The sequence below is a fragment of the Maribacter sp. Asnod2-G09 genome, assembly GCF_045063795.1.
Taxonomy (GTDB): domain Bacteria; phylum Bacteroidota; class Bacteroidia; order Flavobacteriales; family Flavobacteriaceae; genus Maribacter.
The window spans coordinates 622,257-637,171 of record NZ_JBEFOA010000002.1 but is presented as its reverse complement, the minus strand read 5'-3'; the positions used below and the strand labels follow the sequence as shown (position 1 = coordinate 637,171).

17 protein-coding genes are annotated in these 14,915 nt (G+C 33.2%); 10 read left to right on the top strand and 7 right to left on the bottom strand.

Features of this window, described 5'->3' with window-relative positions:
• Positions 1 to 58: 58 nt before the first annotated feature.
• From ACJJVT_RS02815 to ACJJVT_RS02790, 6 genes are all read right to left on the bottom strand, one after another.
• Entirely contained in the window at positions 59 to 748 is a 690-nt protein-coding gene (locus ACJJVT_RS02815) for an ABC transporter ATP-binding protein (RefSeq protein WP_405396294.1), read from the bottom strand.
• 10 nt (positions 749 to 758) lie between these two features.
• Positions 759 to 2,021 carry an ABC transporter permease gene (locus ACJJVT_RS02810; protein ID WP_405396646.1) on the bottom strand — a complete coding sequence of 421 codons (1,263 nt, stop codon included), beginning with the start codon at positions 2,019 to 2,021 and terminating at the stop codon, positions 759 to 761.
• Positions 2,018 to 3,100 carry an efflux RND transporter periplasmic adaptor subunit gene (locus ACJJVT_RS02805; protein ID WP_405396291.1) on the bottom strand — a complete coding sequence of 361 codons (1,083 nt, stop codon included), beginning with the start codon at positions 3,098 to 3,100 and terminating at the stop codon, positions 2,018 to 2,020. Before ACJJVT_RS02805 ends, ACJJVT_RS02810 begins: the two co-directional genes overlap by 4 nt.
• 209 nt (positions 3,101 to 3,309) lie before the next feature.
• Positions 3,310 to 3,738, bottom strand: coding sequence for a hypothetical protein (locus ACJJVT_RS02800; RefSeq protein WP_405396289.1), 429 nt, complete (start codon positions 3,736 to 3,738; stop codon positions 3,310 to 3,312).
• Positions 3,739 to 3,911: 173 nt separating this feature from the next.
• Positions 3,912 to 4,205 carry a hypothetical protein gene (locus tag ACJJVT_RS02795; protein ID WP_405396287.1) on the bottom strand — a complete coding sequence of 98 codons (294 nt, stop codon included), beginning with the start codon at positions 4,203 to 4,205 and terminating at the stop codon, positions 3,912 to 3,914.
• A gap of 10 nt (positions 4,206 to 4,215) precedes the next feature.
• Entirely contained in the window at positions 4,216 to 5,091 is an 876-nt protein-coding gene (locus ACJJVT_RS02790; RefSeq protein ID WP_405396285.1) for a universal stress protein, read from the bottom strand.
• A gap of 231 nt (positions 5,092 to 5,322) precedes the next feature.
• Between ACJJVT_RS02790 and ACJJVT_RS02785 the strand changes: the two genes are divergently transcribed.
• The 10 genes from ACJJVT_RS02785 (at position 5,323) to ACJJVT_RS02740 (ending at position 13,527) form a co-directional block, all read left to right on the top strand.
• Positions 5,323 to 5,781, top strand: a complete 459-nt coding sequence (locus ACJJVT_RS02785; RefSeq protein WP_405396283.1) for a hypothetical protein — start codon at positions 5,323 to 5,325, stop codon at positions 5,779 to 5,781.
• Between the two features lie 41 nt (positions 5,782 to 5,822).
• Positions 5,823 to 6,632 carry a universal stress protein gene (locus ACJJVT_RS02780; RefSeq protein ID WP_405396281.1) on the top strand — a complete coding sequence of 270 codons (810 nt, stop codon included), beginning with the start codon at positions 5,823 to 5,825 and terminating at the stop codon, positions 6,630 to 6,632.
• Between the two features lie 14 nt (positions 6,633 to 6,646).
• Positions 6,647 to 6,862, top strand: a complete 216-nt coding sequence (locus ACJJVT_RS02775) for a hypothetical protein (protein ID WP_405396279.1) — start codon at positions 6,647 to 6,649, stop codon at positions 6,860 to 6,862.
• Between the two features lie 90 nt (positions 6,863 to 6,952).
• Complete coding sequence (locus ACJJVT_RS02770) at positions 6,953 to 8,635, top strand: ABC1 kinase family protein (RefSeq protein ID WP_405396276.1); 1,683 nt, start codon at positions 6,953 to 6,955, stop codon at positions 8,633 to 8,635.
• Between the two features lie 11 nt (positions 8,636 to 8,646).
• Entirely contained in the window at positions 8,647 to 9,918 is a 1,272-nt protein-coding gene (locus ACJJVT_RS02765) for an MgtC/SapB family protein (protein ID WP_405396273.1), read from the top strand.
• A gap of 171 nt (positions 9,919 to 10,089) precedes the next feature.
• A complete protein-coding gene (locus tag ACJJVT_RS02760) occupies positions 10,090 to 10,557 on the top strand; it encodes a DUF2062 domain-containing protein (protein ID WP_405396270.1) in 468 nt (155 codons plus the stop codon).
• Complete coding sequence (locus tag ACJJVT_RS02755; protein WP_405396267.1) at positions 10,554 to 11,228, top strand: DUF6796 family protein; 675 nt, start codon at positions 10,554 to 10,556, stop codon at positions 11,226 to 11,228. The genes ACJJVT_RS02760 and ACJJVT_RS02755 overlap by 4 nt, the downstream gene beginning before the upstream one ends.
• Complete coding sequence (locus ACJJVT_RS02750) at positions 11,221 to 12,882, top strand: CRTAC1 family protein (RefSeq protein WP_405396264.1); 1,662 nt, start codon at positions 11,221 to 11,223, stop codon at positions 12,880 to 12,882. The genes ACJJVT_RS02755 and ACJJVT_RS02750 overlap by 8 nt, the downstream gene beginning before the upstream one ends.
• Positions 12,879 to 13,154, top strand: a complete 276-nt coding sequence (locus tag ACJJVT_RS02745; protein WP_405396261.1) for a hypothetical protein — start codon at positions 12,879 to 12,881, stop codon at positions 13,152 to 13,154. Before ACJJVT_RS02750 ends, ACJJVT_RS02745 begins: the two co-directional genes overlap by 4 nt.
• Positions 13,144 to 13,527 carry a hypothetical protein gene (locus ACJJVT_RS02740; protein WP_405396259.1) on the top strand — a complete coding sequence of 128 codons (384 nt, stop codon included), beginning with the start codon at positions 13,144 to 13,146 and terminating at the stop codon, positions 13,525 to 13,527. Before ACJJVT_RS02745 ends, ACJJVT_RS02740 begins: the two co-directional genes overlap by 11 nt.
• Before the next feature lie 156 nt (positions 13,528 to 13,683).
• Here ACJJVT_RS02740 and ACJJVT_RS02735 read toward each other — a convergent pair whose 3' ends face one another.
• Positions 13,684 to 14,838, bottom strand: coding sequence for a glycoside hydrolase family 5 protein (locus ACJJVT_RS02735; protein ID WP_405396257.1), 1,155 nt, complete (start codon positions 14,836 to 14,838; stop codon positions 13,684 to 13,686).
• Between the last annotated feature and the right edge of the window lie 77 nt (positions 14,839 to 14,915).

The following is a 14,915-nucleotide window of genomic DNA, read 5'->3' as shown; positions in this document are numbered from 1 at the left end:
TCTAGAAATCACTTTAGACTCTAGCGCTATTTAATTGAAAGATTTTAAATGTGATTTGTTACAAGTTACTAGATTTACCAACAATATGGCCATCTTCCATTTGAATGATGTAATCTGTTCGTTTGGCAAAGTCCTCATCATGCGTAACAATAAGTAATGACAAGCCTTCTTCTTCCTTCAATTGTTTGAAGATATTAAAAACATTATCAGAGTTGTAACTATCTAAATTTCCGGTGGGTTCGTCACCCATAAGTATTGACGGATTATTTATAAGCGCCCTAGCTATCGCTACACGTTGTTTTTCCCCTCCAGAAATTCGAGATGCTTTTTGCAATGCTAAAGACTCTATACCTAACATTTTCAATTTCTGCATAGCATCGTGTTCAATCTCTTGGTGGCTTTTACGAGCTAACTTTTTTGCAGGTAACATTACATTTTCAACCACAGTAAATTCAGATAATAAGTAATGAAACTGAAATACGAAGCCTATGTTTTCATTTCTGATAAGTGATAATTCGGTTGCAGACAAACCGGTTACTAACTTGTTGTTCAATAATAATTCGCCAGTATACTCCGTATCCATCGTAGATAAAATATACAACAACGTAGATTTTCCTGAACCAGATTTACCCATTATAGAAGCAAATTCCCCATTAAATATTTTAAAGGAAATATCTTTTAAAACATGAAAATCTTTAGGCTTATGAAAGTGCTTATTTATATCTTTTGCTTCTAATACAATGTCCATTTACTTTTTATTAAGTACCCCTTATAATTTTTACAGGATCAATATGTTTTGCTTTAATAGAAGGCAACCACCCTGCTATAAAAGTTGATATTAACGCAAAGACAATACCTATTACATAATACATAGCGCTAAAATGAACAGGATACGTAGTCATCGTTGGTAAGGCTTCCGTTTTAAAAGGAACTCCATCAATTAGAACTGACAGAATAAAACCTAAAACCAAACCTAATACGCCACCCACAATACCAATAATCATTGCCTGACTCATAAATATGTACTGTACATCCTTACCTGAAAAACCGGTAGCTTTTAAAATGGCGATATCCTTCATTTTTTCATAAATAAGCATGTTTAGAATATTATATATTCCAAAACCTGCTACTATCAAAAGAGTTATTGAAACCGCATAGGTTATTAAATTACGAATATTTGTACCGGTCTCAAACTGAGCGTTTGCCTCATTAATATCGGTCGCCGTTACATCAAATTGTTTTTCGAAACCCTTGGCCAATATTGGGGCATTTTCAATATTGTTTAGTTTTATATTAATATCTGTGATATAGTTTTGCGCCTCTCCTAAAATTCGTTGTACGGTTTTTAAGTTACAATAGCTTTGAGAGTTATCTATATCAGCTACTCCGCTCTGGTAGATACCTACTATTTTCAAAGGAAATACAGCTCCTTGGGCGGTACTTATCTGTACCCTATCACCAATCTTCAATGACATTTTACTGGCAAGACCAGAACCTAGTAAAATTCCGTTATCCATAGTATTCAAAGCTTCTGGTGATCCCTCAACAATATAATCGCGCATATTAGAAAGCCGTGTTTCTTCCATAATATCTACACCTATTAAATTACCCGATAATTCTATAGAACCCGATAAATAAAATATCTGTGCGCGTACTTGTGCAGTTGCTCCTTTTACCTCATTCATTTGCTTTAAATGATTTAAAATAGGAAGCGCATTATGAATCTTTTTTTGTCCGTTTTTCGGCTTTATAGAACTGATCATTTGAACAGCATTATTAAATTGCTCATACAGCGAAACTGGCTGATCAATAGTGGGTTCTATTTCATTATACAAATGAATATGTGGTGTTTGGTTTAATACCAAGTCATCTAACATATCGTTTAGACCGGTCATAAAACTTACCATAGTAATGTAAGCACCTATACCAAATGTAACCCCTAATGCTGCCGTTGCAGTAGATTTCATCTTGGTAAGAAGATGTGTTTTAGCGATATTTAGTATAACTGGCCAATTCATTATTGAACTGGTTTTAAAATCACATCATTTTCTGTAATACCAGAAATAATTTCAACCCTTTCTAAGTTTTCAGCTCCTACTTCTACTGCTACGGTACCCTCTTCTGTTATTACTTTATTTCCATCTACTAAATAATCTCTAGGTATGGTAAGTGCATTTTCTTTTTCTGAAATTACAATATTACCCTCGCCAGCAAGACCGGGATATAAAACCTTGGTCGGACTCTTAAATAATGCCTCTACCTTGAATGTTTGCGATGTTTCATCTTTTTGAGGATATATTTTGCTCACCGTAGCCGTAAAAACTTCCATTGGGTACGCATCTAAGGTTATCAATGTTTTCTGACCTAATTTAATTTTAATGATATCTACCTCATCTATCAACATTTCTATTTTAAAGTCGGTAGCGCTACCTATTGCACCTAATGGCTCTAGCGTATTAATTAGTTCACCAGGTTCTTTAAACAAGGCATAAACCTTACCGTTAATCTTACTATTAATAGTATAATCTTCTGCTATAATTTTTGAGGATGAATAACTGTTTTTAGCTTGCTGTAAAGCAGTCTCTAAATCATTTTTTGTTCTTTCATAACTAGACCTTTGTTGATTTAGTTGATTTCTAGAAAGCTCATAGGCTAACTTTTGAGTATCAAACTCTGCTTTCGATCCTATATTCTGATCCCAAAGTCGTTTCTGCCTAGCAAAATTTACCGAATCATTATTGAATTTTAGTTGTGCAGCATAAATATCGTCTTCAATACTTTTTAAAATGGCAGTATTTCCTTGAAAATTTTCTTTGGACTGCTGTAAGGTCAAATACGCGTTTTCTGAATTTAATTTAGGAGTGCGGTTATTCACCTGTAAAATAGCGTCTCCTTTCTTAACCAAATCTCCTTCTTCTACAAGATTATCGTCTAAAATACCGGCTACAACAGCATAAACCTGGTATATACTATCTGGCTGTATAGTGGCAGACGCATATACCGAAGATATCAATTGAGATTTTTGCGGAAGTACCTTTTCTTGTTTCTCTCCACAGGAAAGAAAAAGTAGAAATAGTACACTAAGGTTCAGATATCGCATGAATTATAGATTATTATAATTCAAAATAATAGAAAATCTTTGTGGTATTATATGAGTAAAATCATACCTAGAGGAATCTTGGTATAAACATTATAAAATTTTATAGATATACCACGTGAAGATTAAAGTAGTAATCTCTTAAAATTATAATGAAGTTGGTTATTTCTGAGCATAAAAAAACCGAGATGAAAATCTCGGTTTTTTCTATATTATTTTAAAGCTTTTCTAAGTTTTGCTTTTTTATTTTTCAGTCTTTTGACCGATGCGCTTAACTTGCTTTTCATTTTTTTAATCTCACTTTTCTTTGCGTCTTTCTTTTTAGCTTTCTTCAACTTGCTCTTTAGACTTTCTACCTTCTTAGCTGATTTTGTAACTTGTTTAATCTCTGCTTTCATTTTTTTACTTAGTTTAATTTTAGTTGATTTCCTCTTATTATTTTTTTCTTTCTTCTTTTTGGAAGTAGATTTTTTCTTGGATTTCTCTTTTTTTAAATTTTCAGGTGTAAGCTCTGCATCTAAATCCGCTTCTAGATTTTCAATAGCATCAACTATGGTTACACCCTGCTCTTGTACCACCGTACTTTCTTGTGATAATGGTTGTTCATTATTTAACACACTATTATTATTTTCTACCACCATTATTCTATTTACTATTTATATACACAAAATTAACATTAAATTTACATAAGACAAATCTATAGCGCGTTTTAATTTATCTTAAGGTTATACTATCTATGGGTATTCTATATCAAGCATAATTTGCTTAAATATTGATTTACACTATTTAAGTCAACCTTTATTAAACCTTTTAACTATAACTGCAGCAAGAAATCCGGGCAAAGAATCGGCAGAAATACAAACACAAACAAAAAGAACAAAACAGCCCATAGAACCCCCATAAGAAGTGGGTAAATTATAATATCTCCTTTAACTTTTGGTTTTAAAGAATGAGCTAGCAGACCGTGAATACCCATGCTAAACAAAGTGAAAATGATTGCTGAAATTGTAATTAAATATGCTTTTGAATGTGTGTCTCTAATGGTGAACAAATAAAAACCTAATCCTACTGCAATCGCTATTATAATACTATAAATTCTTCTTGCCATGATTAACTATTTAAAGTGCTTGTTTGAAATAAAATAATTGATGATTTGATCCCCTAAAACTTAAGAGTGGTACCCTACCGTAAGCTTCCATTTTCTTAACTAAATCTCTATGAAATACATTTTTTAGAATTCCTTTATGTTCCCTTTCTAACATGACCACTAAATCCGCATTTGTATCACCTAGATAGATTCTAAGCGTTTCAAATACATCGTCTGTAAACAATAATTCAAAATCAATTTGATCATAAGATACTTTTTCATTGAGCATCTCTTTAAACCACTCCATCTGCATGTCACCCTGGTATTCATCTTTAGTAGAAATATGAACCACTTTTATAGCTGCTTTTAACTGTTTCGCCATTTCTACCAACTTACGAATGGCATATATATCTTCTTCTTCAAAATCAGTTGCATAGACTATATTCTTAATAGGCATATAAGAAGCATCTGATGGTATACTCAATACCGGACAAGGAGATTTTTCTAATAAGTTTCTAGTAGTACTGCCCATTATCATTTCCCTAATGGCGCTGCCCCCTTTAATACCAAGTATAATTAGGTAAGCATGCCATTCTACTGCAACTGAAACGATACCTTGTACAACAGATTTATCTTCATATGCTTCTAATACTACATTAGGGTCTTGCCAAGAACTCCCCAAATGCTCATCGCAGAATTTTTCAAGTTTAAATCTGTGTGATTTATGTGCAGTTTTGTCTAGATGTGGAAAAGGTTCATCAAGATTATCTGTACCCAATATGGTAGGGTAATCAAATACATGACTAATGACCAAACGGGTTTCCATTTGCTTAGACATATGGTAGGCATATCTTAATGCTGCTATAGAATTTTCAGAATAATCAGTACAATATAGTATAGTCTTCACGAGATAATTGTTTACAATGTTTTATCTAAAGTATTGACTATCAAAACAAAAAAACATGATTAGCATCATGTCTACTAAATTTCATCACGTAAATTGGAAGTCATCTTAAATATGAATGATTTATCTTAAAATACGCACGAATGATAGTTAACTTTATTGTAATCATGATTTTGGTCATAAATTTTCAACCCTTGGACCAATAACTTTATACTTTAATTTAAAAGTGTAGAAATGAGCAATTTTAGAAATAGACCAAAAGACAATTATATTCATGAAGCAGACTGGAAATCGCTCTATGTATTGACCGAGCATTGGAAATCAGATCTGGCTTTCTACAATGAAGACTTAAAGTTTTTACATCATCTAATAGATAAATACTTTATGTGGATTTCTAAGAAAGATAATATCGATATGGTTAGAGAAATTGAAGTAAGCCTTATTGATACTGATAAAAAATGCGATACACTAGTTAAAAAAATTGATACGCACCTACATCATTTAGCTGAGTTAATAGATAACCCTTTTGCCTACGATTCTCACATCTTTAGAACTGAACATGAGCAGCTAGAAGACGACCTTACACTATTTGTAAAGCAGTTTAGAGCAAACCGTAAAGAAGTATTTGCTATTACCGAACATGTTATCGATGGCGAAGAAATGGTAAGAAGATTAGGTATTACAAGGGTATAAAAATCAAACTATTCACTATTAAAACTCAAAGCTTTTCAACTATGAAAAAAGTTATTATTCCTACAGATTTTTCTTTAAATGCGCTAAAGGCAATAGATTACGCTCTTGATCTTTTTAAAAATGAGACGTGCACCTTTTATATTCTTCATGGCTACCATAATGCTCCTTCGTCAGATATGTCTAAATCTGCCACTGAAAAAAAATTAGACCTTTTGGTTAAAAGTTTAGAATTGCAAAATGCTGATAAAGAGTTCTATTTTGAAGGTATTTTGAAAACGGAATCTGTTTTGAATTTAACGAACCAATCTCAAAAAATCATCAATGCAGATTTTATTATTATTGGTACAAGAGGTGCTTCTAACATAAGTCAGATCTTTATTGGCAGCAATGCTTTAGATTTAATTGAGCATCTAGAAAATTCGGCTTTAATTATTGTTCCTCCAGAATATGAGAGCAATAGTTCAAAAGAAATTGTTTTTGCTACCGATTATAAACATACGTTTACAAATGCAGAGTTATCTCCTCTTTTAAAAATGGTTAACTTAAAAAAAACTACATTAAATATTGCGCATGTTAAAACCGAAGAAGTTTTAAGCGATGAACAAAAAGCGAACAAAGAATTATTGAAAAGTGAATTGAAAGAAGTCAAAAATCATTTTTTTGAAATTGAACTTCAAGACAATGTGGCGTACACTCTTTACCAAATTGAAAAGGAAAACCAGCGTATTGACACCATGGTGATTTTGAAAACCAAACATGGCTTTTTCAAACAACTGTTAAGAGAAAATATCATTAAAAATCTAAGTGCTAAAACAAAAATTCCATTATTAGTTTTACCACAAGTCAAATAATTAAAATCAAGGATATGAAGCAATTACATAAAGTTTTAAATGAAATTACAGCGCTAACTACAGATATTGAAACCAACTACCCAGAGCTTTATCGCTCATTGGATGAAAACCCAATGACCTTGCCTGTTAGTCAACACCCACATATGGACAAGGTTGTAATGCAAGAATATTTAGAAAGCTTAAAACAAATGCTGAATCATTATCTTGAAGAGCATAAAAGTTCTAAGTAACAGTAAAAGAATACTCCGCTAATGCTTGGATAAATTTTTGTTCTTACTTTATATTTATAAAAACAACAGACCGTAATAGACCAATACTAAATGGCCATATTAAGAATTCCAACTCAAAAAGAAATAAAGCGGTACGCTACCCTATTCAATGTACTGGTTAAATACGGTTTTGAAGATGTGTTATCACATAGTCCCATTCTTAAAATAATTCCAAAGAAATATTTAGAAAAACATCCGGAAACGAAAACAAATCTTTCCTTTTCTAAATATGAACGTATAAGAATGGTGTTAGAGGAATTAGGACCTACCTATATAAAACTCGGGCAGATTTTTAGTACTCGTGAAGATATGCTGCCGCTGGAGCTCATAGATGAGCTAGAAAAATTACAAGATCATGTACCTAAGCTTAAAGACTTTGATGTATTAGCTACTGTTGAAGAAGAATTAGGTATTGAAAAGTTCAAGTATTTTGCTACAATTGAATTAGAGCCATTAGCTGCTGCATCTTTGGCACAGGTACATCGAGCGCAGCTTATAAATGGCGAAGAGGTAATTTTAAAAATTCAAAGACCAAATATCACCGAGATTATTGAAGCCGACCTTATGGTTATGAAACAGGTGGCAGATAGTCTAGAGAAATATAGCTCACAGGCACAAGCTTTTCAACCTATTCGTATTATAGAATCTTTTGAACGCAGTATAAAAGAAGAACTTCAGTTTGCAAGGGAAATAGACAATACTGAACGTTTTGCCCAAAATTTTGCGGGTAATGAGTTTATTCATGTTCCAGAAGTCTATAAAGAACTTTCTACAGATAAGATTATTTGTATGGAGTTTATAGATGGTATTAAGGTTTCTAATGTAGACACATTGATTGCAGATAACATAGACCCCAAAGCGGTTGCAAAAATTGGGGTGGACCTTTATATAGAACAAATATTAGATTTTGGTTTTTTTCATGCAGACCCGCATCCTGGTAACATTTTTATACTTCCGGAAAGCGGAAAAATATGTTTTTTAGATTTCGGAATGATGGGTACTATTCTACCCAATGAAAAAGAATCTATAAACGATTTATTACTCTATTTTTTAAGTAAAGACGTTAAAAAAATAATCACTTTACTAGAGAAAATCGCCATTAGAACGAACATACCCGATTATAAAAAACTAGAACAAGACCTTTATCAATTATTGGAAGGTATTAGCAATACTGCTATTCAAAACATTAAACTTGGCGATACCTTATCGCAGTTTAAAATTGTGTTATATGAGAATAAAATTATAATTCCGCATTACCTATACATGCTCATAAGAGGTATTGTTCTTATTGAAGGTGTCGGTCTTAAACTTGATCCCGAATTTAATATTACCAAAAATCTAGAACCGTATACAGTAAAGATTTTACGAAAGAGATTTAGTTTAAAATACCTGTTTAAAAAGAACCTAAACCGTATAAAAGATATCAATGCCTTAGCAGAAACCCTACCCGATGATATAAACACCATCGTAAAAAAAATAAAAGATGGCAAGTTAGAAATTATACACGAACACAAAGGTCTTAAAGAGTTTCAGACTGCTACGAGCAAGGCTGTAAACCGTTTGGTTTTCGCAGTGATCATCGCTGCGCTTTCAATAGGATCGTCATTATTGGTAATGGCAAAAATGCCACCGTTAATAAATGGTATACCTCTTTTGGGTGCTATTGGGTTTGTACTTTCTGCTATTTTAGGTTTTTATATTATCATTTCTATCTTCAGAAATGATCAATTTTAAACGGTAAGTAAATGGACGAAGTTGATAAAATAATAAAAGTTTTGGACCCTTATATTTTAGGGGTGCTTATTAGTTTGGGCATAGGTCTTATTCTCGGACTTGAGCGAGAATATAACAATTTAAAAGAAGATAAAGGGTTTGCAGGTATACGCGCTTTCCCTATTGTGGCTATTTTAGGTTTTACCTTGGGTAGCCTTACCGAAACCTACTCGACCTGGTTGCCAATTATTGGCTTAGGTGCCTTCATTTTCTTTTTAGGTTTCAACCATTTATATAAAGAGATTGTTGAATATGAACGTAGCTTTACCACCAACATAGCTTTAATTGCTACACTAATATTAGGCTTAATGGTATCTGCCGAATATTATAGAAATGCTGTTGCTACAGCAGTAATTATTGTGACCTTACTTTCGCTAAAGACTCGTTTTCATACTGTTATTAGAAACATTACTTCTGACGAGCTTTTTGCATTGATAAAATTTTCTATTATCGCTTTATTGATTTTACCTTTTTTACCCAATAAGAATTACGGCCCAAATGAATTGATTAATCCGTTTGAGATTGGATCTATCATTGTCATCGTATCTTTCTTAAACTTCATTGGTTATTTTCTGGTCAAATTTGTAGGCTCTAAAAAAGGAATTCTATTAACAGCAATTCTTGGCGGACTCATTTCAAGCACGGCAGTTACATGGAGCTACGCATCTAGAAGTGTTGAATCTCCAGAATTGTCTAGAAAATATGCTGCGGGTATTATCATTGCATCGGCAATTATGTTTCCCAGACTCGCATTGTTGACTTATATATTCAATAGTGCGTTATTTATGTATGTAGCAATACCCTTTGCTGTGTTTTCAGTAATATGCCTTATAGTTTCTTTAATTCTAATTAAAGAAGATACCAATAAACCTGACACGAATATCAACCTTGGCAACCCAATGAATCTTCTTAATGCCATTGGTTTCGGTGTTATTTATGTGGTAATACTCTTTGCTGTTTTTTATAGTAATCAATATTTTGGAGAAAGTGGATTGTACTATTCTGCTTTAATTGCCGGGTTAGCAGATACCGATGCCATTACTATTAGTTTGGCAAAATTTGCTTCTGACCCTGAAAAAATCAAATTAGCATCGTCTGTAATTGTTACCGCCGTAATGAGTAATATGCTTGTTAAATTAGGAATTGCCCTATTTAAAGGTTCTAAAGTAACTGGTAAATTAGTGGGCTATACTTTTACAGCAATTATAATAGTTGGTTTTTTATATGCTGTGATTGCCAAATGAAATTATGCTTCTAAATTTCAGAATTAAACTATATAATTTGCAAATGTCGCCTGTAGTAACTTCTCAAAAATCTTTAGTAAGATTCCTATATAATTAATACTACTTTCAAAATTGTATTAAAAGTTTTGAGTTCGTTTTACGACTTAAAGCTCATCTGAATATAATTATGGAATGAATTTTATTAAAAAAACTTGGAATAAGTTCAAAGAACTTTTTAAACAAGGGCTTACTCCTAAGCAATTGTCATTAAGTATTACTGTCGCAATAGTTGTTTCTCTGTTTCCTATTTTTGGTATTTCAACAATAGTTCTTACTGCACTTGCTGTCAGGTACAAATTAAATCTACCCATAATGATTGCATTGAGCTATGTTGTGGAGCCTATTAAGGCACTTCTTTTTATTCCTTTTATCAATATCGGCGAAACACTTTTTGGAACGGCACATACCCTATTAACTTTTGAGGCAATAAAAGCAAGTTATGACCTTAGTTTTTGGAATACGCTAAGTTCACTTTCATATGAATTACTCTGTGGTTTTGTAGGTTGGGGCTTAACTATTATACCCGCTTCAATATTTTTTTACTTTTTATTGAAAGAAATGTTAAAATTTTTCGTCAAAGATTCTAAATCAACCAAATGAGTACAAACAAAACCATTCAATTTCTAGGATATCTAGGATTAATCGGATCAATTCTAGTAGGTATGGGAGAATATTTACTCCATTACTCTACTAATATTTTAGGTCATTCAGAGAATTATGAATTCTTTGCCTTTGTAGACCTAGAGCATATGACTTTGGGTCACTTTTTAGCGGTCATTGGTCTACCCTTTTATTTTGCTGGGTACATTCATATATATCTAATGTTAAGATCAGGTAATGAAACATTAGCCAGATTAGTACTCGCCATTGGCTTTATTGCCTTTGCCGTTGGAGGCATATGGATTGGATCTCGCTCTTCTATAGGTAACATTGTACACCTTAAAAATTCCATGAACCCAGAAGTTTATAAAGATCTGCTAGCGCATTATACAAATCATATGGAAGTATTAGTGCAAGCACTAAGGGTTATAGTTGCACTGCTATCTATTGTTTTCATTGTTGCAATACTTAAAGGCGGTACGTACTATAAAAAATGGATGGCAATTTTTAGTCCAATTGTTATCTTAATTGCGGTGGCACTTGTTGGTTTAGCAATCCCGTCTATTGGTCAACATACCTTACCAATTCTTATGAACATTACTCATTTTATACTTTTTAGCTTATCGCTATACCAACTACATATTCTTATAAAACCTTTACATAATGATTAAAAAGCTACTTAAAATAATAGGTACACTCCTATTGATGATGATAATCTTAGTCTTTTTCAGATTCTGGAGAGATTCTGTTTCTGATAAATACGATGTTAGTATTGAATCAGATAAAATACCTGAATTTTCAAATGTACCCCTAGACTTTGTTCATAAATACACTGGTGAAAAATCACTTCCATTAGCGCCTTCAGCACTTATTGATATTGATAATGACAACATCGATGAAGTATTTTTTGGTGGAGGAATGAGCCAAGAAGATGCCATTTACGCATATCGAAATAATGAATTCGTACTAGTTTCAGAAGAAGTTGGTTTACCAAAAAAAGGCAACACCACAACTTCATTAGGAGTTGTTTCTGGAGATATGGACAATAATGGCTTTACTGACCTTATTATTGCTCGCGAAGATGGTCTTCGTATTTACTATAATGATGGTAAAACATTTACAGAAACAATCGTTAATACACCTGTAAATAAAAAATCATCTCCTGCAGGAATTACCCTTGGTGATATTGATAAGGACGGAGATTTAGATATTTTCTTAGCTACCTACCTGCACAAAGAACTGATGGAGGGGCAAAACATTTTTGAACGCTATGATTATGGCTCTACAAGTGAGTTATTATTAAACAACGGTGATAATACTTTTAAGAATATTACGAAAGCTGCTGGCTTAGACTACATACATAACACCTTTCAAGGGGTTTTAGTAGATATTGACAATGACTCTTGGTTAGATCTTGTTGTAGTTCATGATACCGGCGAAGCTAGAACATATAAAAATAACGGTGATTTGACTTTTACTATGAAATCGAATCCGTTAACTGGTAAGTTCGCTTACCCTATGGGGCTTGCAGTTGGTGATTATAATAATGACGGCTTGGTAGATTTTATGTTCTCTAATGTTGGTACGACTGCCCCAAATTTTATGGCAAGCGGTGACATTAAGGATAAATCCCTTTTTAATGATAAATGGATTCTGTTTAAGAATGAGGGCAATTTTGAATTTACCGATGCCGCAGAAGAGGCTAAAATTGCTGATTATGAGTTTTCATGGGGATGCACTTTTGCCGACATGAATAATGACGGACTACAAGATTTGATAGTTGCAGAAAATTATGTCGATTTTCCTTTCAGTAAAATATTTAAACTACCTGGGCGATTATTGATTCAAAAAGAAGACCACACTTTTGTACCAACAGAAACAGAAAGTGGTGTTGAAAATCCTTTGTATGGTATAACCGCACTTGTAAGTGATTTTAATGCTGATGGACATTTAGACCTTATTTGGACCAATATAGACGGTCCCTCAAATGCTTTTATCAATAAAGGAAATGCTAACAATTTTGTACAAGTAGATTTAGCAGATGCTGCAGAAGCTATGGGAGCTAAAGTTACCGTTGTTACACCAGACGAAACTTATACCGATTGGCTGGTAACCGGTGAAGGTTTAGCGAGTGATCAAACTGCATTACTTCACTTTGGATTAGGCAAAACTCAGCATATCAATAAAATAACGGTAGCCTATTCAAATGGTAATAAAGACGAGATTATTTCGCCTAAAATTAATTCGGTTGTAGATGTTATCAAAGAACGTAATCTACAAATGGCAAATGATACTGAAGTAACAACCTTGAAAGCAAAAAAATGATAGAATCTCTAAAAAGAATTTTCAATAAAAGACCAGACGAATTCGATAAAGTTCCTGAAGGTGTTTGTCCTAATTGTTGGGGTGACCAAGAATATGGAAACGTAGTTCGTAAAAAATATAAAGATCTACAGATTGAAGTTAATAATCACAGTAGTAAACATGCCTTTATTCAAAATTTTGTGGTTACCCATTTAACAGGTATACAGCTAAAAAGTAAGGTTAGCGGTCTAGAGTGCCCCACTTGTCATATAACCCCTAATAATGAAAGCTAGTACTACTTTATTCTGGGTTATAAATATACTATTCCTCTTCGGTCTTTTTGGTGCGGGTAGTCTAGTTATTACAGAATTTACAACAGGTGATGGCTGCCCCAAATTTGGGGCTGTGCCTGCTTGTTTAATCATCTTAATATGTTTTATACTTCCCTTTATTTCGCATTTGCTTAAAAAATGGAATCTCATTTATTTCTTATTTACCGGTATTGCAGCACTAATTGCTTTAGTGGCATCGGTAATGCAGTTTATAGGTAATGCAGAATGCCCTAAAACTGATCCAGGAATACCTATGTGTTATATATCGTTACTGATTTTCACATCACTTATCATCCTTAAAAAAATTCAACTTCAATATCATAATAGCAAGTAACTGAAAACAAAAAGAAGAGAAAAAAAATGATTTTGCAATTTTATAAATCAAAAAATCAATGAGCTCTACATACTGTTTATCCCTGATTATAAATATCAACCAAATGTAGTAGTTGTTTATATAATTTTGAATTCATTGAAAAATTAAACATAACCATTACCTCGTAGCATTGACAATAGCATCTGCAATTTCTGGGTAAACCCATTCTAATGTGTTTCTATTGAAAAGACCAAATTCATTGGCGTTACCATTGTCCCACCAAATAGGACAAATACCGCGCTCAGCACATAACTCAGCATAATATTCTGCATGTGCTAAACGATCACTTGCATTATCAGAAAAAGTAGAACCCCATTCCCCCATAACTACTGCCCTACCTTCGGTCTCGAACTTATCTTTAATGGTATTAAATTCTTGTGTTAACTGTGCCTTATCTTCATCTGTACCCCAAGTTGGGTCAGTGCCCGCTAAAGAGAATAAATAAGGCGAATAACTATGAATAGATACAATTACATTTTCGTCATTATTAGGAACTAGATAATCCTCTAAGACATTGTCTCCAGTACCTGCCGCATAAGTAGAAACCATAATCTTTCTAGTTGCATTGTTACCTCCTGTTGCACGAATGGCATCAACACCTACTTGATGGTATTGGTTTACAACATCTCGACCCTCGGCAGTACCTCCCTCCCATTCTTCTGGAGAACCTTCATGACGTGGCTCATTTAAGGTTTCAAAAATCACATAATCTCCATACGGTTTAAACCTGTTCGCTATCTGTGTCCAAGTTTTTGTCAATCTATCTTTTACAGCCGGTGCATTATCATAAACAGGTATAATCCATTCATCGTCATGATGAATATTAATGATGACATACATGTCATTACTCAAAGCAAAATTTGCAATGTTTTCTACCCTATCTAACCAATCCGATTCTAATATATAATCTGGCGCTGAACCTGTATGGTATCTCCATGTTACGGGTAATCGTAACGTTTTAAATCCTTTTGCAGCAACCTCATCAATCATTGCCTTGCTTGTTAAAGGATTTCCCCATGCTGTCTTATCTACATCTTCAGTATCTAAAGTATTACCCAAGTTCCAACCAGAACCCATGTCCAATACAAATTCTTTAGGCGATATATCTCGCATATCACCATTAATATCTTCATTTGGCACCACATTATTTTCAGGTGTTTCAACGCTGTCCGTACCTTCTGAAGGACTATTAGTTACTTGATTTTCTGAACTAGAGCATCCTATTAAAATAGTGATACTTAAAAGAATTAAAAACGGGGATTTTTTTTTCATTTGTGGCTACTTATTAAAAAAGTGAATTAGCTGAGCGTAGTCCGCAGGCGAGGAAATTTTTGATTTCCATCTGCCTG